The following is a 22,768-nucleotide window of genomic DNA, read 5'->3' on the forward strand; positions in this document are numbered from 1 at the left end:
CGTGTGCCGTGTGCCGTGTGCCGTGTGCCGTGTGCCGTGTGACGTGTGACGTGTGACGTGTGACGTGGAAACGCTACTTTGCTTTAGCTGAGTGTACCATCGCCAATGTAGCGATGGTGGCACTTTTTTCAGACGTTATTCCTCACGCGAGAAACACGTCTGGGCGGTTTACTTGCGCAGGCCGAGTGCCTGTTCCATCAGCGCCACGTTGCGCAGATTGGCTTTAAAGGCTGCGTCAAACAGATCACCCGCCACTGGCACGGTGTCCACCATTGTTTCCAGCACAATGTTGGCAACCATACGGCCCAGCACTGCGGTTGGCAGGCGCATGCGCCATGCCTCCCAAACGATATAGAGGGAGACCAGCCCCATGATGACGCTGCCACCCACCGGCAGCAGTCCCACCACGGCATCCACACCGACCCGGAACCGTGTTCCCGGCACGCGGAATGCGGCATCCAGCAACCACGCAAGCCGCTGCACACGGCGCAGGCGCTGGGCTGTATCCGCACTGGAAGAGGAAGCAAAACCGTTTCCGGTCGTCGCATGAGCGTATGTCATACTCATGCAAATGGGCGAGGAAGCCCAGCATTTCAAGGGGCGTTTCACCGGCAAAAGTGAGACGCCGCTCTCGCTTTTACCGCTCCTGTCGCAGGGCATCCTTTACCCCCAAAAACGGCACACTCTATGGCATTGCACCAGAGGATTCCGCTTCCGGTTCGGTTCAGAAGAAAGGGCACACGCCGCGCCCTTTTGCCCCGTCAGCCCTTACCCTTGCAGGGGGCTGCCCCTCCCCATTGAAAGCCGGGGCAGACCTATCAGGGCTGTTCCGCCGGATGAAAATCAAGCGCGAGCCCGTTCATGCAATAGCGTTCGCCCGTGGGGGGCGGCCCATCGGGGAAGACATGGCCCAGATGCCCCTTGCAGGCAGCACAATGAACTTCCGTGCGGATCATGCCATGCCGCGTATCCCGCGTGGTTTCCACCGCACCTTCAATCGGTGCAAAAAAGGACGGCCAGCCACTACCGCTTTCATATTTGGTGTCAGATACAAAAAGCGCCTTACCGCACCCGGCGCAGTGATACACGCCCGCCCGTTTTTCATCATTCAGCGGGCTGGAACCGGGGCGTTCCGTGCCATGCTGACGCAGAATACGCTCCTGATCTGGCGTCAGGGGCTCACGGGGGCCGCAACCCATTGGCGTGCAGCTTTCCGCCTTGCGTGGAGTGACCTCATCTGAAACTGCCATGTCTGAAAATCCTTTTTGCATTCTTATATCGCGGCTACCCGCCGGTGTTGCTGCCATCTTATAAGAGGCTGTGTGAAAAGCCAGCGCCCGAGGGAAGACGAGAGAGTGTCGAGACTGGAACGGCGAACTTGAAAGCGCGATGTGGGATCATCGGGATAGAAATCCAACGCCTTCAGCCTCAAAAAAAACCGCCAGACTGACCTGACAGCGTTCTCCGCTGGCCTTTCAAATCCTCAGGGGCCACAGTCAAGAAACGCCGCTGTGGCCCTACTGCCGACACCCTGACGCATACACGGCAGGCCGGGGCATGGCCGAACATGCTGCCATCGCGGTCTGCGGCTGTCAGGTGTGCAACGCATACCAACCTGCCTGTGTTCCCCTGCCCCCCATGCGCACCCGTGGCCATCCTGCCTCCCTCTCCGTTCCCTCATGCAGCCAGTCATCTCCGGCAGGTGGTTTTCTGAAGCAGGCAGAGGATAGGTCGATAGTGTTTTTCTGATACCGTCCCGCCCATCCGCCTTGGGCCCACGCCCCTGCTTTTCCGGCCCGGTGTTGTCAGCCTGCGGCCTTGCGGGCACTCTGGCAGCATGAGTGCAGAAAAAACCCACCCCTCCGTGTCTCCTGTTCTGGTGCTGTTTCGGGATGATTTCCGGCTGGCGGATCATCCAGCCCTTTCCGAAGCCTGCACTACGGGGCAGCCCGTTCTCTGCGTGTATGTGCATGACCCCGAAACCACGCGAGGCGGTGCAATTGGCTGGTGGCTGGCGCAGGCCTGCACGGCCCTTGCTGAAGCTCTTTCTGAAAAAGGCGGCACATTGCACCATCTTTCCGGCCACACACCGGATGTTGTGGCGGAGTTTGCACAAGCCGCAGGTGTGGACACTGTCTTCTGGAACCGCCGTTACGACCCAACAGGCAAAGCGCAGGATACAGCCCTGAAGGCCCGGCTTGAGCAGCAAGGAATAAGCGTCCAGTCGTGCGCCGCACGGCTTTTACATGAACCATGGACCATCCGCACCGGGGCCGGAACGCCTTACCGCGTGTTCACCGCATGGTGGAAAGCCGCCCGCGCCATGGGCGACCCCGGACGCTGCCTGCCTGCCCCCCGGCAGATCACCTTTGCCCCTTTACCGGCCGATGCACGGGCGCTGACCCTGCGCACCCTGCCTCCGGTCCCTCCGCTTCCCGCAGGAGCGAATGCTGCGGAAGCCGACTGGCCCTGCACGGAAGCCGATGCGCAGGACACATTGACGACTTTTGTAGAAGACAATCTGGCCCATTACATTCAGGAACATGATCGGCCGGACAAGGACACAACCTCCCGCCTCTCGCCTTATCTGCGGGCGGGGCTGCTCTCCGCACGGCAGGTATGGCACGCCGTCAGCACTGCCGCCACAACGCCTGCTCTGGCAGAAAACGCCGAGAAATTTCTCAGTGAACTCGGCTGGCGGGATTTTGCCTGGATGCAGCTTTTTTATGAACCTGATCTGGCATGGCGCAATCTGCGCCCGGAATTTGACCATATGCCATGGCAGAAAAGCCCCGCCCTGCTTGCTGCCTGGCAGCAGGGCCAGACCGGTTATCCGCTGGTGGATGCGGGCATGCGCCAGCTTTACGCCACGGGCTGGATGCATAACCGCGTACGCATGGTTGTGGCCTCTTTCCTGACCAAACATCTGCTGACAGACTGGCGGGAAGGCGAGCAATGGTTTCAGGCCCGGCTGGTGGATGCAGACCCGGCCCAGAACGCCATGAACTGGCAATGGTGTGCTGGCACGGGCATAGATGCCTCACCCTGGTTCCGTATTTTCAACCCGGTGGGGCAATCTGAAAAATTTGATCCGACAGGCGCGTATATCCGCACATGGGTGCCGGAATTGCGCCAGATGCCCGACAAGCTGATCCACACCCCATGGAAGGCAGATGCCAGCCTGTGCCGCCAGATTGGCTTCACCCCCGGCAAAAGCTACCCCAACCCCGTTGTTGATCTGAAACTGGCGCGTGGCATTGCGCTGGAATGCTGGAAAAACCTGCCTGACCGCAAGGAAAGTGGCCGCTAGATCAGCCCCTGCTGACGCGCGATCGTGACCGCGCTGCCGGTGCAGGTGGCGGCCAGTTTGTGCCGGGCGATGCGCAGATACAGGCGCACCGCTGCCTCAGGCAGTTTGAGGTAATGGGCAATGTCCTTGCCCAGCAGACCATCAGCCGCCAGCTTCAGGCAGTTCCGTTCCTGCTGGGAGAGTTCCAGCGCGGACTCCTGCGCCAAACGGGTCAGCCGGACAAACGCTTCATGCAGATACACGCCTATGGCCTGATAATCACGCACATAGGCCATCCGGTTTGGCCCGGCAAAAGCGCCCGGGTCTGTGCTGGTAATGGTAAACAGGGCGTTCTGCCCTTCCACACCGCGCACCGGCAGGCTGAGGGCTGCCTGCCCCAGATCAAAATCCCGCGCGTCATTCAGCAGTTTCTGCTGATCGGCACTCTCAACATTCAATTCCCGCCATTCAAAAGGCAGCAGGCTCTCCCTCGCCCTGCGCACAACGGGGTCCACCTGCGCATAATCCTGTTGCAGATAACGTGTCACCCATTCCTCGGGGTAGGTGGCAAAGCCCGGTGGCAGATCTGCCACTTTTGGCCCCAAATCTCCCAGATAGTGATAAACCACGTGAAACAGGCCACCCTTTTGCGGCAGCGTGCCGACAACATGATCCAGGTCCTGCAAGGAAGCCGCCTGCGTGATTGCTGTGAGCATATCCTGCAACGCCACGGGCCGCATCTGACGGGAGGACGACTTCATTTTCAACATCAGGATCTCCGGTGCAGCCGGGCGCGGCTGCTGCGTTGGTTCAGCGTTTAAAACGGCAGGATCTGGCGTTCCGCCATATGGCGCAGCGCCAACGATGAGACATCCCACAGCCCAAGGCACAACGCGCCTTCTTCCGCAGGGGTCTGCGCCAGAATGTTGGGCTCCCACCCGATACGGCGGAACAGACGCATCATGCTCTTGCCGTAAATGCCCGTAATCTGCTGCACACCGTTTTCCAACGCCATGCGGCACAGCGTTTTGGAGGTCTCAATGGTGGTGGCGCGGCCCGCCGGGCTGGTGCTGTCCGCTGTGCCACACAGGCAACTGCACTCCCACACATGGGCGCTGGCAATATCCGGGCACGGTTCAAAACAGGCCTGAAAATCACACCGCAACATGGTGGGGCCGGTGGTGGGCAACACCCGCAGAGAGGCTGCATGCTCCCCCTGCTCATTCAGGGAGACAATATAAAGCGGGTTGTATTCGCGGTCGAACACATCTTCTTCCGGACGGTTCAGAAGAGAAGACCCCGCATCATACCATTCCCCGCCCCGGCCACGGGCCTGCATCATCTTGTTATATGCGTCTGCATACTGATGCCGCTGCGCGTATGAGAATGTGTACACCATGAGCCTGCCGCCCCTGATCGAAATCGGGGGCATTATACTGCACAGGGATGGGGGCTCAATGTATCAAACACGACACATAGCAGTAAAAAAAACTTTATTTTCTACGCTAACGAATATGAAACCCGACCGGAATCCGCCCCACCATGGGGGCGGACGCCGGTGCGGCACAGTGCAACCCATGGGCAGCGGCCAGTGCCTGCGCATCCAGATCATCATAGCCGGTACTCTGCACCAGTCGAGTGGCGGCGATGCCCCCGTCTGCTGCCAGAGTAACCTCCACCACGCCTTCTCCTTCTTCGTGCAGATGCCGGGCCATGGGGGGATAATGCGTCTGCGGTGGAGTGCAGGTGAGCGTGCGCGCCCCGCTCCCTTTGGCCACATGCGCCACCGATGCCGCCGCCGATTGCACAGCAGCAGAGCCCTGAGCCGCCGGAGGTGAAGACGCCGCAGCAGCCGACTGAACCTGACTGGCCGCAACCCGAGCAGAAGCGGAAACAGGAGGTGTCGCTCCCTCCGGAGAATGCGAAGTCGGACCGGCCTTGGGTGGGGGTGGCACAGCCGCCTTGTGGGGCATTGGCATTGGAGAAGACGGAGCGGAAGGCCGGTGCTCATGTGCGGGAGCGACCTGCCGCGCGGCAACAGGCCCAGGCACACTCACAGGCGGCAAGATATCGGTCATGGGCGGTACGGGCGGTGCATCCGCTGGCGTGGGTGGCGCTTCCAGCGGGGAAGCAAGCGCCTCATCTGGCAGCGTCATCTCAGGGGGCTGCACGGCATGAGTGAGGTTAGCCGCAGGAGGCACACTGAGCGGCTCTGCTTGCTCAGGAGATGGAGCGGGAACAGGTTGCGGTTCCTGCTGCGGCGTCACAGAAGCGGGGTTCGCGGCGCTGGCGGGCCTGCTGGCCGGAGATTCAAACACCATCTCCACAGCTTTCTGCCCCGGTGCTTCAGGCGGATGTCTGGGGTGCAATGTCACCAGCAGGCAGGCTGTAATCACCCCGTGCCCCGCCACTGCCGCCAGAAGAGCCAGACTCCACACCCGGCTGGTCCGGCTCTGGCGGGCAGAGAACACGGCCCCCTCCGGCGGTGCCAAAGGAGGACAGATTTCCGGCGCACGCACGTCTGGCGTTAATGCACCGTCATCCTGCCCCAGTCTGCCGTGCGGTTTCACCCGTCCGCGTTCCTTTATCCTTTGGTCCTGAACCGCCCATACCCACAACGCAAGGCAGATACACCCAAGCGCCCAAACGGCTGCGACTCCTTGCCGCTCATGCCGCCCTGTGCGCGTGTCTGCCTGTTTTCCGCCCGTTTTCTGCGTGGTCTGTGTGGGCTTTTCCCGTGGTTTTATACCTCTGGCCGCCGCCTTCAATCAGAAAGATCACTTTTGCGGCAGTCACACGTTTGACACAAAGCCTCTCACAGACAAATAAAGCAAAGCCACGCCCCACCTTTGGGCCAGCCCACCATGGCCCGCACAGACAGGAGTTCCGGCTGCTCTGATGGCCCGCACCACCCACCCTTTGCATACGCTGCTGAAATGGCCGCTGGTGGTGGTGACACTGGTGGGCTTTCTCGGCCTGCTCGCCCTTCAGAGCTTTGCGCAACCGGATGAACTGCCCCGCGCCACCATAGCCCGCCTTCTGGGCGTGGATATTGCCGCTTCCCTCTCCGCGCCCGACGAAGCCTTGGACGCAACGCCCACTGGCGCAGCGTTCTCTGGCCCTACATCGTCTGGCCCCGCATCGTCTGGCATTGGGCAGAAGGGTTCGGGCCTTGCCTCGCCAGAAGGCGCGGTAGGCCAGTCCACCGGAGGGGGCACGACCCAGCACCATCATATGATGGCCGCGCATGCCCACCACATGGCTGCGGCCATGGCGGGCAAATCTACCCAGCCGCATTCCGGCCACCATCATCATGGGGCGGAGGGGTGTCCGCTCTGCCCGCTGCTCTCGCTGCCTGCGGCGCTCCCCATGGCCGTACTGCTGGTGCCCCCGCCCGTTCTGCGGTGGATGCGGCGCGGCAGCCATGCCTCTACCCCACGCGCACCGCCCAGCGTTCCGCTTGGCCTGCCGCCCTCACGCGGGCCTCCTGCCTGAACAAAGCTTCTTCGCGCCCTTCCGGCCCCATGACCGGAAAAGGGTTCTGCACGCTTTGTTTTCAGGATTGTTCTTATGATCACGCTTATCAACCCACGCCGCGTACCGGCGTGGGCGTGGGTTATTGCCGCGGCGTGCGCGGCCCCCACCATCTCCGCCGCGCAGGCGCAAACAACGGCTGCGCAGGTCAGCACCAGCCAGAGCAACGCGGCCTCTGGCAGTTCTGTTGTCACCCTGCCCCGGCTGGATATCTCAACGGATGAGGAAGAGGAAACCTCCCTCTCCGATGCCCCGCTGACAGCGTCCTCGCCCGATGCCAGCTCGCAGCGCATGTCCCGGCTTTCCAGCCCGGATGTGTCCTCGCTGTTCCGTAACCAGCCGGGGTTCAGTTCCTATGGCGGCGGGCGGCTGGCCAATCTGCCCGTGCTGAACGGCATGGCGGATGATCGCGTCGCCACTATTGTAGATGGCGTGCGCATCTCCCCCGCCTGCCCCAACCACATGAACCCCGCCCTCTCCTACATTGATCCGGACAGCGTGCAGACTGCCACCAGCATTGCGGGCCTGACCCCTGTCAGCAGCGGGGGCGACAGTCTGGGCGGCACCATTGATGTGGAACGGGCAGACCCACGCTTTGCCCGCAAGGGAAAAATTCTTGTGACAGGCCGGGTGCGCGGTACCTACCGCAGCAATGGCGGGGCCTACGGGGCTTCAGGTTCTGTCACGGTTGCCAATCATCTGCTCAGCATCCGCTATACGGGTTCTTATGATCAGTCCGGCAATTATCGGGGGGGCGCGGGCATGGGCACCGTGCACTCCACCAATTACCTGACCTATAATCACGCCGTAACGGTGGGCCTGCACAAGGACAACCATCTGGTGGCCATTACCGTGGGGCAGCAGGATACCCCGCGTGAGGGCTTTGCCAACCAGTATATGGACATGACCAACAACCGCTCCACCTTTGTAAACGGCAAATATACCGGATCATTTGACTGGGGCACGTTTGAAGCCCGTGGCTACTGGCAGCGCATTACCCACGCCATGGACATGCTGGCGGACAAGGGCGGCCATTCCGCCACCACCGGCATGCCCATGAACAATGACTCCCGTCTGGCCGGTTATTCGCTCAAGGCCACCATTCCGCTGGGGCGTTTCCACACGCTCAAACTGGGCAGCGGGTTTGACCATGTGGGGCTGAATGACTGGTGGCCGCCGCTGCAAGGCAGCATGATGATGGGGCCGGACACCTACCACAACATCAATAACGGCCACCGCGACCGGCTGGGCCACTATGCCGAGTGGGAAGCCCACTGGACGCCGCGCGTTTCCACCCTGCTGGGGTTCCGCAATGATCTGATCATGATGAACACGGGAGACGTGGCCCCCTATTCCTGGACCGGTATGATGAACATGACGGACGCCATGGCCGCCCGCGCCTTCAACGCCCGCAACCGGGGGCGGACGGATGTGAACTTTGATGTCACCGCCATGGCCCGCTGGAAGGTAACAGACAGCTTTACGCTGGAAGGCGGCTACGCCCGTAAATCCCGCGCGCCCAACCTGTATGAACGCTATGCGTGGGGCCGTGGCACCATGTCTTCCAGCATGATCGGCTGGTTTGGCGATGGCAACGGCTATGTGGGCAACATGGATCTGAAGTCAGAAATCGCCAACACGGCCAGCGTGACGCTGGACTGGCATGACCCCACTGCCGCCAACCGCTGGGGCCTGACGGTGCAGCCCTATTACAGCTACGTGCATAATTACATCAACGTGGTGCAGTTGAGCACCTTCTCCAACGGGCACCATCTGCTGCAATTTGCCAACCACAATGCCCAGACCTACGGCATTAACGCCTCCGGCCATTACACGCTGTGGGACACGGCACAATACGGCAAGGGTGAAGTCACCGGCGTGCTCAACTGGGTGCGTGGGCAGGATGAGGTCACGCATTCCGGCCTGTACCACATGATGCCGCTTAACGGCACGGTGGCGGTGCATGAAACGGTTGGCCACTGGACCGGCCGGGTGGAGATGAACTTTGTCAAACCCAAGGACACGGTGGACTGGTTGCGCGGCGAACCCCGCACCGCAGGCTATGCCCTGCTGAACCTTGGCGGCAGCTACACATGGAAGATGCTGACGCTGGATGCCGGAATTGATAACGTGCTCAACCAGCCCTACTACCTGCCGCTGGGTGGTCTCTCTCTGGGCGATACACGCTATATCGGCACCACCCGCGCCCTGCCGGGCATGGGTCGCTCCTTCAACGTGAGTCTTTCCGCCACGTTCTGAAGCCACACCTTCCCTGCCTGCGCGGAGAAAGAACCCGCAGGCAGAGAGTGAAACCGCCTTTACGGCAGCCCCGCACCGCCCCGGTTCCACCTCCACCTGATATTAGGAGGATGCTGGCACCGGTGCGGCCTGTGCAATCAGCTTTTTCTGTTTGAGGTCATCCCACAACGCGGGTGGAATTGAGACCTCCATGGAGCGCGCGTTGGCCTGCATCTGTGCCGCATTGCGGGCCCCCGGAATAACGGCGGCCACACCGGGATGCGCCGCCGCAAACTGAAGCGCCACCGTACGCAGATCAACCCCATGCTGTTTGGCGATAGCCTGCATTGCTGACCGCTTGCGCGCCATTCCGGCCGGGATGGTCGCTTGATAGTCATACCGATCACGCCCCGCCGCATAGCCTGCGTTCAGGGGTGCCCCCACCACAACCGAAATGCCGCGCGGCGCAAGGGCGGGCAATGTGTGCGCCAGTGCCTCATCATACCGGAAGAGCGAATACTGCGTTGCCAGCAGAACAATGTCCGGATCACCAATCTCAATGGTCCGCAGAACAGCCTGCGGCGTATTTACCCCCAGCCCCCACGCCTTGATCAGCCCTTCCTCCCGCATTTTGGTCAATGCGGGAATGGCGCCTTTGGCCGCCTGATCGAAATAGGTTGTCCATTGCTCCCCCATGTCCTTGTTCTCAGGCGAGAGGTCATGAATATAGACAATATCAATCCGGGAAAGACCCAGCCTCTGCAAACTATCTTCCACCGAGCGCCGTACACCGTCCGCACTGTAATCATAGCGATAGGCAAAGGGGGATGGGTCATGCCACATGGTGCCAGCAGGTGGTTGAGGAGCGGCTGTCAGCAGGCGCCCCACCTTGGTGGAAAGCACAAATTCATCCCGTGGCCGCGTATGCAGAAAATGACCGAAACGCCGCTCGCTCAGCCCCAGACCATACCAGGGTGACGTATCAAAATAGCGAACGCCAGCCTCCCACGCCGCTGCCAGTGCGGCCTGAGCCTCCTCATCCGAGCACGCTGCAAAGCCATTGCCGATCGGCACCCCGCCAAGGCCCAGACGTGTGGGAGGGCGAAAGCGCTGGCCTGTTTGCGCTACATTGAGCGGCAGTGCGTTGCGTGTCACGCGCCCCATGGTGGGTGTGACATCGCCCGGGTTCTGGGTACCCTGCGCCTGCCCCGACCGGGGCATCAGGGCCGCGGCACCCCCCAGAGCAGACAGGGCGAGCAGAGTGCGTCTGGTAGCTGTCATCGCGTCCTCACATCATCTGTATGGTCTTTTAATGCTTTCTCTCGATGATGGTTCGATACGATCAACGCATGATGGTCAGAAAATCATGCCATCCAACGGCAAAAGCGCGCGGCCTTCATAAAGACCGCGCGCTGCCCATTAGCAGATTGTTTTGAAAATGGCTGTTTTCAGAAAAGACTTACCAACTGTACCCTATGCTGGCCTGTGCGTTGCGGCGTTCTCCGTAATAGCAGTATTGTCCATCAGACCCATAGGCAAAGCAGTTGGCGATATAATGCCGGTCAAAGAGGTTGCGCACACTTGCTGACGCCTTCCACCCCCGAAGCGAGTGGGAGAGGTTTGAAAGATCATAGCTGACGGAGGCATCAAACAGGGCATATTGCGGCAGCCACACGCTTCCGTAAGTGGCTTCCCCACCATAGGCCTTTGCCGAATAGCGCATGCCACCACCAAAACCCAGACCTTTGAGAGACCCAGACGGCATGGTGTAGAACGCAAACAGGGAGGCATTTCCCTTGCCCGACTGGATCAAGGGTTTTCCGGTTGAGTCATCCTTCACCTTCTGGACGCTGACGGCGGCCGTCAGCATCAGGTTACGGAAGGGTTCCGCGTGGGCTTCAAACTCAAACCCGTCCGAATGAACCAGCCCGCTTTGTACGCTGTAACCCGTGTTGGGAACGGAAACCAGCACATTGCTCTGCTCGATATGGAAACCAGCGGCTGTCAGCAAAACAGATGTTCCAGGAATCTGATATTTCAGCCCCCCTTCAAGCTGTTTGCCAATGGATGGACTGGCCTGATGCTCTGTTGTGCCGCCATTATTGGAGACACTGCCCGATTGCGGCTGGAAGGACGTGGAGTAACTGATATAGGGCGCAAGGCCGAAATCAAAGTGATAGAGGCCAGAGGCACGCCATGTAATCTGGCTGGCATTCTGCCGGGTATCAGTTTGGTTAATAGACTCGATCTGACGCGAACGGTACCAGTCGTTACGGATACTGCCAGTTACAATAAAGCGTTTCCAGCGAAGCTCGTCCTGCCCATAGGCACCAATCTGGTGGGAATTGGTCACGTATTTCAGATAAGGGTCCAGATTGGGAATGACCATGTGATAATCGGGGTGCAGCACGTCCAGATCAGGCGCATCGGCGTAGGCTTCCGCATCCCTTGCCTTCTGCTGCATGTAGTCAAACCCGAACATCAACGTATGGCTCAGCGGGCCGGTGCGCACATGCCCCTTGAACTGGCTGTCAAACGCCAGGTTATAGGTATGCTCCTGCGTGCCGTAGGCAGAGCGGGATAGCATCTGGCCACTGGTGCCGTCGTCACTGTCATAATAGCCATTATTATAAACACTGCGGTATATGGTCCGGATATCATCATACCGGCCCCGCGTGCTGAAACTCCAGTCATCATTGAAGCGATGGTTGAAGATATAGGTAATGGCCCCCTGCCTGCGGTTGAATTTTTCTGAAGGCACATCACCATCATAAAAATTGCGCGGCAGGAAACCATAGGATGCCCGCTTGAGAGACCCCACCAGCGGCAGACCGCCATAGGAACCACTTTCCGGGTCGTACTGATAATTCCCCAACAGTGTCAGGGTGGTTGGTCCGTCTCCCCCGAATGTAAAGGAGGGGCTGATGCTGAACCGTCTGCTTCCCGTCTTGCTCAGTTGTGTATGCTGCCCATTCACGGTGCCATAAAGCCGGTAGCGCACCTGACCATCATTTGTTGCAAAACCGCCAACATCAGCATCAACACGGTAGAGGTCGAACATGCCGCCTGTTGTGTTGACGCTTCTATAAAACCGTTGATCTGTCGGCAATTTACTTGATAACGCGGTCAGACCGCCGGGGCTGGATTGCCCGTACAGGGCGGATGCGGGCCCCTTGAGAAGTTCAACACGCTCCAGGCGGAAGGTATCGGTCTGGGCTACAGCAAAACCCGTCGGGCTATCCTGAAATTTCAGCCCATCAAGAAAGGTTGGTACGGTAAAGCCGCGCAGATCAAAAAGATCATAGCGTGTCCCTTCCCCACCACGTGTATCAGCAGTGACACCTGCGGTGTAGCGCACGGCCTGATTAAGGGTCAGCACACCACGCGTATCCATCTCGTCCCGCGTGATGACGCTGACAGACTGCGCTGTCTCGACGAGGGGCGTATTTGTTTTTGTGGCGGCAGAGGCAATGGTTGAGCTTTTACGGCCCCGCACTTCAACCTGTTCTGACTCTGTGCCGCGCTTTTTTGCCTTTCCGGTCGCGTGTTTTCCGGACGGAGCGGTTCCGGTTTCCTGAACCTCGTTGCTTTTTTTCTCCTGATCAGCCGCCATAGCCGTATCATTCAGGGCGAAGAAAAAAAGAAGCGTATAGATGATCCTGCTGCGCTGCATACCCAACTCGTTTCATGACCAACTGCTCCCGCAGGCGGGGAGGTGATGGATATCTGTTTTTAAGAATGATACTTAGTTGCGCACATAACGGCGTTTGGAAGGAGCATCAAGCAACGAACCCGTCCTTGGCCCGAATGCGAGCACATTCTGCCTGATCGCCGATATCGGGGCTGCCCGAGACGGGAACCCGGCATAGGGTATGAGCGTAAAGATTAGGTTTGGGATGGTGGTTGGAGACTCAGCAGAAACAGCCCCGCCACTGGGCTGCGGGTCAACGCGCCCTCTGTTTCAGGGGCGCGATAGCGGTGCTGAGCCAAAGCGTAGCGTGCTGGGCGCAACGCCAAAGGTGCGATGGAACATGGTGCTGAAGCTGCCGGCATTCTCATAGCCAAGATCAAACGCAACTTCCGCGATCGACTGGCCAGCCGCAATGCGGGATGCGGCTTCTATCACACGCACCCTGCGCCGCCATGCGGCAAACCCCATGCCCATCTCCACCTGAAAAAGGCGGGTGAACGTACGCCGCGCCATGCCTGCCTCCCGTGCCCAGTGGTCAATATCGTGGCAGTCCCCCGGCTGGGCGATAATAGCCTCACACACCCGGCGCAGGCGGTGGTCCATCGGAAAAAGCACCCGCTCGGCAATGCGGGGTGCGCGGCCTATTTCATCAACCAGCAGCCGGGCGATGGCGGACATGCGCTCATCCATGGTGAAATCAAACCGCATGGCAATGATCTCATCCACAAGCCCGCGCATGAGGGAGGAGACATCAAACATCTTGCACGCAAGATCTGCCCCAATAAGAGACGGATCAACATAAATAACCTGAAACACCAGATCGGTCCGGCAGGTGGCTTCATGAAGCGTGTTGGCGGGAATCCACATCCCCTGACCGGGGCCGAGCACGAAACTGCCGGTTTGCGTATTGACCGTAACCGTCCCGGCTTGAAACACCGAGAGTTGCCCGCGGTCATGCGTGTGGAAGCCATCCACAAAGCCGCCAACATAGCAATCCGAAAAGCCCACAACAGGCGGGGGATGGCGCGGAAGATCAGCCGTGCGTTTCATGATGCTACAATCCAACCCGTATGGTGGCAAAAATGTCCAGCGAGAGAAAAATAGCCCGTGCCTCATCAGCGTTCGTCGGGCGGATTATCATGCGTTGCCAGCGTTCTGCCAAGGCCATTCCGCCATTCAGAGGACAGACGCGTCTCTGTCCCCATCCCAAGCCCTCACTTCCGATTGGGAAGACCCAACCAACCGCGCCGCACACTCCGCACCTGCCTGGCAGCATCCGGCCCGGCCACCCCATTGAAGCGGCGACAAGGGTTCGGTTTCTGCCTTTGCTTTATAACATACATAAGCACTGTTTCTGACGGCCCCCTCCCCGCTATTTGCTCGGTACAGGGAGCCAGACCGTGAACCTCCGCGCTCCAAAAAGAGGAACTGCGTGGTCGGTCTGAGCCACACCCGAAAACGACCTCTGCCACAGCACGCAACGCGGCGGGATCGGCCTATATGATTCACGTGAAACCATCCCGCGCATCCCATAGGGCAGTTTTACCCACGGCCCCACAACTGGGGAATTGGCTGCCATACACCTGCTCTGTTCCCCCAGAATCCGCCCCAACGTGACGAGCCGGAATGCTTGCAAAGGTACCTCAGCCCAGCATAGCGTGGCTTACAAAATGGAAAGGATACCCTGATGAAGCTTGCTGAAGCCCTTGTTCTGCGTGGAGATCTTCAGAAGCGGCAGGGGCAGCTTCATGCACGCATCAAACGGAATACGTTGGTGCAGGAGGGAGAGCACCCGGCAGAAGACCCCAACGCCCTTCTGACCCAGTATGAAGAAAGCGCGCTGGAACTGCGCACCCTGATCTGCGCCATCAACCACACAAACGCTCATACCCCGTTTGAAAGCGGCACCATGACAGACGCACTGGCCGAGCGTGACCGCCTGCGCGCGCTGGTGAGCGTGGTGCAGGACATTGCCAGTGCCGCAACCGTCACCCGTGCGGCCCAGACACGTTCTGAAATCCGGTTTGTGCCGACCATGAACGTGGCGGCCCTGCAGAAGAAGGCAGACAAACTCTCGCGTGACCTGCGGGATCTTGATGTGAAAATCCAGTCCGCCAACTGGACGGTGGACCTTATGACGCTATGATACGCGCCGTCGGTAACTGAGAAACAGAAAAGCGTGTTCAACCCCCTCGGAAGGGTTAGACCGAGACTCCTGGGATGGCGAGGGGCCGCCTGCGGTTCAAATCCGAACACACCGCATGCCTTGCACCGAGCACACCAGAACAGAGCACTGCTCACAGTTTACAACCATGAACAGGTTTCTGCTTTTTCAGTGAGGGTGGGTACGGGGACACAAAAAAGGGCGGCCCGAAGACCGCCCCTTCCTTATTGCACTGCATGCAGCGTGGATCAGAAATCCGCCTTGACGTGCTGACTGGACACAAGCTTGAGAATGGTGTGGGCACGCAGGGCTTCCGGCCCGCCTTCCGTGCCGTAGCCGGAATCCTTCATGCCGCCAAACGGCACTTCCGGCACACCAATGCCATGGTGATTGATAGCCACCATACCGGCTTCCACGGCCTCGCCCAGCAGGCGCTGCGTGCGCTCGTTACGGGTATAGGCATAGGCTGCCAGACCGTAAGGCAGGCGGTTGGCTTCCTTTACCGCATCTGCCAGATCCGTGAATTCAGATACAATGGCCAGCGGGCCAAACGGTTCTTCCTGCATCACGCGCATGGACAGGTTGGGGTCCAGCACCAGCGTGGGGGGGAAGAAGCAGCCCTCGTTGGGCAGGGGCGTTTCAGCCTGCCAGATCTTGCCGCCTTTGGCGCGGGCATCTTCTACCAACCCTTCCAGGGCTTTCACCCGGCGCGGGTTGACCAGCGGGCCCATGGTCACGCCATCATCCACGCCACGGCCAATTTTCAGGCTGTTCATGCGGGCCTGGAACTTTTCCACAAACGCCGGGGCAATGCTTTTTTCAAGCAGGAAGCGCGTGGGGGCAATGCACACCTGCCCGGCATTGCGGAATTTGGCAGCAGAAAGCCGCTCGGCCGCAACATCCAGATCCGCATCCGCGCAGACAATAACCGGCGCGTGGCCACCCAGTTCCATGGTGACGGGCTTCATCTGCGCACCAGCCAGAGACGCCAGATGCTTGCCCACCGGCGTTGAGCCGGTAAAGGAGATTTTCCGCACCACCGGGTGCGCAATCAGATACTCCGAGATTTCAGCCGGGTCCCCATACACCAGAGAGACGGCCCCTTCCGGCACGCCTGCATCCAGAAACGCCCGCAGCAGTTCAGCGGGGGATGCCGGGGTGTCTTCCGGTGCCTTTACAATCACGGCACAACCCGCGCCCAGCGCCGCGCCCAGTTTGCGGGCAATCTGGTTGATGGGGAAGTTCCACGGTGTAAACGCCGCCACCACGCCAACAGGCCGGTGCAACACGCGCTGTTCTACATGGCGCACACGCGGCGGAATGAGCACATCATTCAGGCGGCGGCCTTCCTCACCAAAATATTCAATGACACCGGCAGCGCCCTTGATCTCAAGAATAGCCTGCTCAAGCGGCTTGCCCTGCTCCCGGCTCATGATCCGGCCAATGCTCTGGGCGCGTTCACGCAGCAGATCGGCCGCCTTGCGCATGATCACAAACCGATCCCACGCCGTAAGGGCGCGCCAGGCGTCAAACCCTTTGGCCGCGCCTTCAGCCGCCTGCGCCAGATCTGCCTTGGAGGCATGCGCCACCTTGCCGATCTCCTCCCCGGTGGCGGGGTCCTGCACCGGCAGGGTACGGCCGCCCTCGGCGTCCCGCCATTTGCCGGATATCAGAAGCTGTACGTTCAAGAATTCATCTGACATGCGCATCTCTCATAATCTGGACAAGCGAGCCACCATGACGCCGCCTTTTGGCACTAGCAGAGAGCACCATCAGCCCGCAGATGCAAGCGGGCACCCGTCTGCAGGTACGCCACGGCGCAGCACGGGAAACCGTCCGGGGTTTCCATAAGCCGGACGTGCCTGCTCCTCCGGCAACATCACGTGGCCCGGATGGAGTCACAACGCGCAACCAATCTTCCCGTTCCGACTGTCAACCCCGGAATGACTTTTCCACTTTTTTCATGACGTGACTGTGACACGAACGCCGCACACCCGCGCGAAACTGCCTTTTTCATAAAAGTGTCACTCTTATTCAGCGGGTTTCATTTTTATGAAGCAGTGGCTTCTAACCATCCAGGGCACAGCATTTTCATGCACTTTCTGTCTTCCCCCCGTCGCACAGCTCTGTGGTTGTTCTGTTCGCCACTGGCGTTCTCCGTGGCCCATGCGGCCACCCCCTCCAAAACGCATCATACGTCTCGCCATGCGGCGCAGGCGGTCCCGACGGCTACCCCGGCAGCCCCTGCCGCCACCCCTGTGGCCGCGACACCCGCAGCCGTTACCCCGCGCAAGACTGGTGGCGCACGCAAGGCGACCCACGCCAGTGCGGAAGAACAGATTATTGCCACCGGCCGCCACAGCCGGTCCGAGCAGACGGTGGGCCACATCCAGATGCAGCGCACCCTGCCTGGCATCAACCCGATCAAATCCCTTCAGATTCTCCCCGGCGTGGTCTTCAACAACGCAGACCCATGGGGCAATAACGAGCAGAACTCCTCTCTCTTCATTCACGGTTTTGCCAAAAACCAGCTTGGTTACACGCTTGATGGCATTCCGCTGGGTGATCAGGATTACGGGAACTATAACGGCCTTTCCCCCCAGCGCGCCGTTATCAGTGAAAACGTAGGCTCTGCATCCGTCTCCACCGGTGCGGGCGCTTTGGGCACGGCCTCCACCAGTAACCTTGGCGGCACGCTTGAATTCACATCGCAAGACCCGCGGCATGAACTGGGCGGCCAGCTGAGCCAGACTTTTGGTAGCTGGTCCACCTTCCGCACCTTTGCCCGTATCGACACGGGTGACTTTGGCAACGGCAACTCCGCTTACGTTTCGTGGGCGCGGCAGGACGCCCGCGCGTGGGATTTTGCAGGCCACCAAGGCGGCAATCAGGTTAACGCCAAATTTGTGCATCAGGACGAGAAAAACAAAATCAGTGTGTTTTTCGACTGGTCTGACAAGGTTGAACCGAACGAAGACGGTATTGTCATGCCCAACGGAGGATCGCTGTATGTGCGGCCCTTCATGTATCCCAACCTGAATGAAGCCATCAAATATTATCAGAATTCTTCGGCCTATACGTCTTCCGGCCTGAACTACCGCAACTATTACTCCGCCGCGCAGCGTCAGGATTACCTGATGTATGCCAACTGGCACCATGATTTCAGTGACAACCTGAAATGGGACACCAACATCTATTATCATCATGATCTGGGTGAAGGTGTTGTGGCAGGTCCCATTACGGCAGCCGGGCTGCCCACACTGTTCTCGGCCTACTTCCCCAACCAGTCTTCCTCTCAGCTTTCAGATGTGTTTGGCGGCTCCGGCATGGCCACCCGCACGACCGAATACTGGGATAACCGCGGCGGTATCACCAGCACGCTGCACTACCGTGTTGGCAAGCATACCATCGAGTTGGGCGGCTGGTATGAACGCAACAACAACACGCAGGCGCGGCGGTGGTATCCGTTTGACGTGAACAACCCCACCACCCCGTATGATCGCCAGCAGAACGCCTTAATCAACCAGTACACCAACTATTTCTACACCAACACCTGGACCACGCATCTGCAGGATACGTGGAAGATTTCAAAGAACTTCACGCTGAATGCCGGGTTCAAGTCTGAACTGGTTTACACCAACGGCACGCTGCCGGTGGCGGGGCTTCCGGGTTCTCTGTCTCCCTCAACGGCCATCACCGTTCCGGGTGGCACCATTGCCTCCGTCAAGCCATTCCTGCCCGCCTTTGGTGCGTTGTGGAACATCACCCCGCATGAGCAGTGGTTTGCCAACATTCAGGAAAACATGCGGTCTTTTGAAGCCGCAGGGTATGGCAACGCCACCCCGTGGGGTGTCACCAGCCAGGCCGCGTTTGAAGAATTCAAAAAGCACGGCAAACCTGAAACCTCTTGGACGTATGAAACAGGTTTCCGGACCAACCGCCACCTGAATGCGGGCCCGCTGACCAACATCAGCGGCCAGCTTGAATATTACCACGTTCACTTCTCAAACCGTCTGCTAGCCGTGGCATCCACCCAGACGCTTTCCTCCATTGTGGGCAGCGCCACCACACTGACCAACGTGGGCTCCGTCTCTACCGATGGGATGGATTTCTCCTTCACTGCGCAGTTCGGGCCGCATTTTTCATTTTATAACGCTCTGTCCTACAACAAATCCGTTTATAACGATAACTACATGAACGGCACGGCGGTGGTGCATACCGCTGGCAGAAACGTGGCGGGCGTGCCCAACTGGACAGAAAAATTCGTAGCCTCCACCCGTTGGGGTAATTTTGATGCACAGTTTATTGGCGATGTGGTTGGCAAACGCTACACCACCTTCACCAATGATCTGCACGCCAGCCCCTATGCCCTGTTCAGCCTGAACGCTGGGTATGACATCAAGGGTATTCCGCACATCCGCTCCCTGCGGGTGCAGGGCAACATCACCAACCTGACGAACGAAAAAGGCTGGTCCACCCTGAACACCACTAACGCCTCCGGCCAGTACACGGCTTTCCCCATTGCGCCGCGCATGTATTTCCTTACACTCAGCGCAACGTTCTAAGGGGCTCCTGATGGCCGATTACTCCCGCCGCTCTGTTCTGGCCGCCACATGCGCGGCCAGCATTCTGGGCGCCACCCGTAGCTGGGCGGCTCCGTCCCTGGTGCCAAAGCCGCTTGTGTTCGCCCACCGTGGCTGCTCTGCCCAGCGCCCGGAACACACGCTGGCGTCCTATGCAAAAGCCATTGCAGATGGTGCTGATTTTGTAGAACCAGACCTTGTGCCAACCAAGGACGGTATTCTGGTTTGCCGCCACGAAAGCAATATTGCCGAAACCACGGATGTTGCAGACAGGCCGGACTTTGCCAACCGCCGCCGCACCCTGAGCATTGATGGCCGGCAGCAGACGGGCTGGTTCACCACGGATTTCACGCTGGCGGAACTCAAAACGCTGCGCGCGCGTGAACGGCTTGCCACCCTGCGCGTGCACAACACCCGCTATAATGGCCAGTTTGATATTCCCACCTTTGAGGAAATGATCGACTTCGTGGCGGCGGAATCCGCCGCACGGGGCCGCGTCATTGGCCTGATACCCGAAGTAAAGAATTCCACGCATTTCCATGCGCTGGGGTTTGACCCGGAAGCCACTTTCCTGCGCATTCTTGCCGCACACCGTTACACCCAATTCGCGCCGCTTGAAGTGCAGTCATTTGAAACAACAAACCTGCGCCGCCTGAAAGACGCCGTAAAAACCATCAACCCGCAGGCACGGCTGATGTTCCTGATGGGCGAACGCAACCAGACCCCGCCTGATCTTGCTGCCAAAGGACAGAAAACGACCTTTGGTGATCTGATGAAACCGGAAGGGCTGAAAGATATCCGCACCTATGCTGATGTCATCGGCCCCTCCCTGACAGACCTTATCCCGCGTGACGCACAAGGGGCATGGCAGGAACCAACCACTCTGGTAGATGATGCTCACGCGGCAGGCCTGCTGGTGCATGCCTATACCTGCCGCCCAGAAAACAAGTTCCTGCCGCGCCAGCTTCGGAATAATGAGGGAGACGCCGCCCGCAACGTCGATAGCTCCATAGCCGAAATACGGCGCTATCTGGATATGGGGCTGGACGGGTTCTTCACCGATGATCCCGCTATCGGCCGCAAGGCTGTGGACCGTATCTGAACCCTGAAAACCTGTTCCGCCACCAAGGCCACGGAAAGCATCTTTGCTCCGTGGCCTTTTTTTGTAGCGCAGGCCCCCCTTCACTTACAGTCAGGATGCTGGACCGATCTGGCGCTATATGCCCAGAATGTCATCGGGCGTTATGTTTTCCTTCAAGCGGGGATGGATTTCTAACGTAGGTCTTTCCAAAGTTCCTGCGCAGACCATGCAGAAGTAAACGTGGCCCCAACTTGTTGGTACAGCGGTGAGTAGGGCCGCACCCTGCCTTCTTTCTTTTTACTTTCATAACGAGGTAAAAATGGTTGAAACTGCCCCGCAAAGGATGAAAGAAAAAGGGCGGACGGGGTAAAAGCATGGGCATAATCAGAAAGACAGGTCATCGCATTTCCCTGAAACAGGTTGCCTCGGGCTTTGGCGCGGCGATGTTTCTTTTTGCTCTCCCCGCAATGTGTTTGGCTGAGCCAAATATGCCCGCCACATTGATGCAGGATAGTCCGCTTTTGATGAAAAAAGCGGGCATACCGGGGCTTTCCATTGCAGTCATTCACAATAACGCAATTCAATGGACGCATGAATTTGGCGTTGCGGACAAAGAGAAAAACACGCCTGTAATGGCTCAGACGCTTTTTAGCGCGGCTTCTCTCAGCAAGCCTGTTTTTGCCTATATTGTTCTGCAACTGAGTGATGAAGGAAAAATTGATCTTGATACGCCCCTGTTTCAGTACTGGCCGAACGAAATTACGGATGACCCAAGGCTGAAATCCATCACGGCGCGTATTGTGCTCAGCCACAGGACTGGCTTTCCTGACTGGCGACCCCATGGTGGGCAACTGAAAATCCATTTCCAGCCCGGCGAGCGCTTCAGCTACTCTGGCGAAGGATATGTGTATCTTCAAAAAGTTATCGAATATATTGAGAAAAAACCGTTAGCGGATAGTGCACAGGACCGTGTCTTCGGGCCATTGCGCATGGTCCATTCCACGTTTGTCTCCCACACCGTTCCTGAAACGGCCAAAGGATATGATGACACTGGCGCGCCGCATGATCCTTTTGAAAGCGCAGGCAATGCGGCCTATAGCCTCCAGACAACAGCCGAGGACTACGCGCTTTTTCTAAAGGCCGTTCTTGATGGAAAAGGATTGAAGCCAGCCACTTTGCGGATGATGGAAAGCCCCCAAAGCACGCTCACCATGCTCTGCACCTACTGCACGGATCAACCACCAGCACCGCCCTCCCCCACGCTATTCTGGGGGCTGGGTTGGGGGATAGAGCGTATAGGCGGTCACTCCTATCTCTGGCATTGGGGAGACAACATTTTTTACAAGGCGTTTGTCGCCATGGACCTGCAACATCATGATGCCATGGTGTATTTTACCAATAGTCAGAATGGGTTGGCCATTGCGCCCTCATTACTCAAGGCAACACTTGGCATAAACCCGCTTTCCCTGAAATGGCTTGGCTACGCAATGCTTACGCCTTAGACGCAGCCCCTTGTATGTGAGAGCCCAATTCTCTTTCCGAGCACAAGAAAAACCGGAAAGAGAATGCTACGCACCCCGCCCTTTGATGTTTAGGGCAAACCCCAAAGGACCGCGCCTGCCCACGGATATGCGCTTCTTCCGGTTGTTGGGTGAGACGGATTTCACACAGGCTCACCTCGGCCCAAAAAGCATCGATCAAACGCTCGCTGTGAAAAATCGAAACACTCTGCGTCGAACGGGGAAGCCGAACTGACAATCGCGCGGGGGCTCGAAGTAAGGGAATGGCTGACTGACTTCGGGATCATTGAGAATGATGATGTCTGGAGAGCAAGGCGACCGTGAGGAAGCAGAGAGCATAATGTGCCGTCGCACAACGCAACGGCCTCGGGAGAGTGCGGACCATTCCGGGTTGATGCCGTTCTACACCAGCCCGTTGGCGCCGAGCCTCCCATGGCGGCAAGCAAGCTCACCGGGCGTCCTTTTGCACTATCCACTAGACGGCAAAGCGCACGCTACCGACAGGCTGGATTTTCCGACGCCGTTCGCGCTGGCGACCAACGCCTGCTGTCCCTCCGCTCCTATGTAACCCTCCTGCACATAGAGAAAGCCCGCACGCCTTTGCCACACACGGATCATCAGATCATCAGAGCGTGAGAGCGTGAGAGCGTGAGAGCGTGAGAGCGTGA

17 protein-coding genes are annotated in these 22,768 nt (G+C 58.8%); 7 read left to right on the forward strand and 10 right to left on the reverse strand.

Annotation, left to right across the window (positions count from 1 at the left end; all coding sequences use genetic code 11):
• Positions 1-168: 168 nt before the first annotated feature.
• On the reverse strand, positions 169-561 hold the full coding sequence (locus AD948_RS02785; RefSeq protein WP_006559145.1) for a DUF4112 domain-containing protein: 393 nt from the start codon (positions 559-561) through the stop codon (positions 169-171).
• A gap of 257 nt (positions 562-818) precedes the next feature.
• On the reverse strand, positions 819-1,250 hold the full coding sequence (msrB, locus tag AD948_RS02790; RefSeq protein WP_405055314.1) for a peptide-methionine (R)-S-oxide reductase MsrB: 432 nt from the start codon (positions 1,248-1,250) through the stop codon (positions 819-821).
• Positions 1,251-1,837: 587 nt separating this feature from the next.
• Between msrB and AD948_RS02800 the strand changes: the two genes are divergently transcribed.
• Positions 1,838-3,310 (forward strand): cryptochrome/photolyase family protein, encoded by a 1,473-nt coding sequence (locus AD948_RS02800; RefSeq protein ID WP_061470541.1) that lies wholly within the window; start codon positions 1,838-1,840, stop codon positions 3,308-3,310.
• Here the strand turns inward: AD948_RS02800 and AD948_RS02805 are convergent.
• From AD948_RS02805 to AD948_RS02815, 3 genes are all read right to left on the reverse strand, one after another.
• On the reverse strand, positions 3,307-4,059 hold the full coding sequence (locus AD948_RS02805; RefSeq protein WP_006559141.1) for a helix-turn-helix transcriptional regulator: 753 nt from the start codon (positions 4,057-4,059) through the stop codon (positions 3,307-3,309). The two genes, AD948_RS02800 and AD948_RS02805, sit on opposite strands and share 4 nt — an antisense overlap.
• A 47-nt stretch (positions 4,060-4,106) precedes the next feature.
• Positions 4,107-4,688 (reverse strand): acyl-homoserine-lactone synthase, encoded by a 582-nt coding sequence (locus tag AD948_RS02810; protein WP_006559140.1) that lies wholly within the window; start codon positions 4,686-4,688, stop codon positions 4,107-4,109.
• Positions 4,689-4,794: 106 nt separating this feature from the next.
• Positions 4,795-5,859 carry a TonB family protein gene (locus AD948_RS02815; protein WP_061470558.1) on the reverse strand — a complete coding sequence of 355 codons (1,065 nt, stop codon included), beginning with the start codon at positions 5,857-5,859 and terminating at the stop codon, positions 4,795-4,797.
• Positions 5,860-6,187: 328 nt separating this feature from the next.
• Here AD948_RS02815 and AD948_RS02820 point away from each other — a divergent pair, with 328 nt between their 5' ends.
• Together AD948_RS02820 and AD948_RS02825 are read left to right on the forward strand one after the other, a co-directional pair.
• Positions 6,188-6,784, forward strand: coding sequence for a DUF2946 family protein (locus AD948_RS02820; protein ID WP_061470544.1), 597 nt, complete (start codon positions 6,188-6,190; stop codon positions 6,782-6,784).
• A gap of 75 nt (positions 6,785-6,859) precedes the next feature.
• A complete protein-coding gene (locus AD948_RS02825) occupies positions 6,860-9,082 on the forward strand; it encodes a TonB-dependent receptor (protein ID WP_061470546.1) in 2,223 nt (740 codons plus the stop codon).
• Between the two features lie 102 nt (positions 9,083-9,184).
• Here the strand turns inward: AD948_RS02825 and AD948_RS02830 are convergent, their stop codons facing one another.
• The 3 genes from AD948_RS02830 to AD948_RS02840 all read right to left on the reverse strand — a co-directional run bounded on the left by AD948_RS02830 (position 9,185) and on the right by AD948_RS02840 (position 13,802).
• A complete protein-coding gene (locus AD948_RS02830) occupies positions 9,185-10,342 on the reverse strand; it encodes an aldo/keto reductase (protein ID WP_061470548.1) in 1,158 nt (385 codons plus the stop codon).
• A 178-nt stretch (positions 10,343-10,520) separates the two neighbouring features.
• Positions 10,521-12,734 carry a TonB-dependent siderophore receptor gene (locus tag AD948_RS02835; protein ID WP_061470549.1) on the reverse strand — a complete coding sequence of 738 codons (2,214 nt, stop codon included), beginning with the start codon at positions 12,732-12,734 and terminating at the stop codon, positions 10,521-10,523.
• Positions 12,735-13,022: 288 nt separating this feature from the next.
• Positions 13,023-13,802, reverse strand: a complete 780-nt coding sequence (locus AD948_RS02840; RefSeq protein WP_006559132.1) for an AraC family transcriptional regulator — start codon at positions 13,800-13,802, stop codon at positions 13,023-13,025.
• A gap of 637 nt (positions 13,803-14,439) precedes the next feature.
• Between AD948_RS02840 and AD948_RS02850 the strand changes: the two genes are divergently transcribed.
• Positions 14,440-14,898, forward strand: a complete 459-nt coding sequence (locus AD948_RS02850) for a DIP1984 family protein (protein ID WP_035379859.1) — start codon at positions 14,440-14,442, stop codon at positions 14,896-14,898.
• Positions 14,899-15,164: 266 nt separating this feature from the next.
• Here the strand turns inward: AD948_RS02850 and AD948_RS02855 are convergent, their stop codons facing one another.
• Complete coding sequence (locus AD948_RS02855) at positions 15,165-16,619, reverse strand: NAD-dependent succinate-semialdehyde dehydrogenase (protein ID WP_058987237.1); 1,455 nt, start codon at positions 16,617-16,619, stop codon at positions 15,165-15,167.
• Between the two features lie 390 nt (positions 16,620-17,009).
• Here AD948_RS02855 and AD948_RS02860 point away from each other — a divergent pair, with 390 nt between their 5' ends.
• The 3 genes from AD948_RS02860 (at position 17,010) to AD948_RS02870 (ending at position 22,082) form a co-directional block, all read left to right on the forward strand.
• A complete protein-coding gene (locus tag AD948_RS02860) occupies positions 17,010-19,481 on the forward strand; it encodes a TonB-dependent receptor (protein WP_061470560.1) in 2,472 nt (823 codons plus the stop codon).
• Positions 19,482-19,491: 10 nt separating this feature from the next.
• Positions 19,492-20,601, forward strand: a complete 1,110-nt coding sequence (locus AD948_RS02865) for a glycerophosphodiester phosphodiesterase (RefSeq protein WP_061470553.1) — start codon at positions 19,492-19,494, stop codon at positions 20,599-20,601.
• A 467-nt stretch (positions 20,602-21,068) separates the two neighbouring features.
• Positions 21,069-22,082 (forward strand): serine hydrolase domain-containing protein, encoded by a 1,014-nt coding sequence (locus AD948_RS02870; RefSeq protein ID WP_169797377.1) that lies wholly within the window; start codon positions 21,069-21,071, stop codon positions 22,080-22,082.
• Positions 22,083-22,568: 486 nt separating this feature from the next.
• Here the strand turns inward: AD948_RS02870 and AD948_RS18490 are convergent.
• The coding region (locus AD948_RS18490) for a hypothetical protein (RefSeq protein WP_211264421.1) at positions 22,569-22,768 on the reverse strand (200 nt) is incomplete at its 5' end.

The sequence above is a fragment of the Acetobacter senegalensis genome (assembly GCF_001580995.1).
Lineage (GTDB): Bacteria > Pseudomonadota > Alphaproteobacteria > Acetobacterales > Acetobacteraceae > Acetobacter > Acetobacter senegalensis.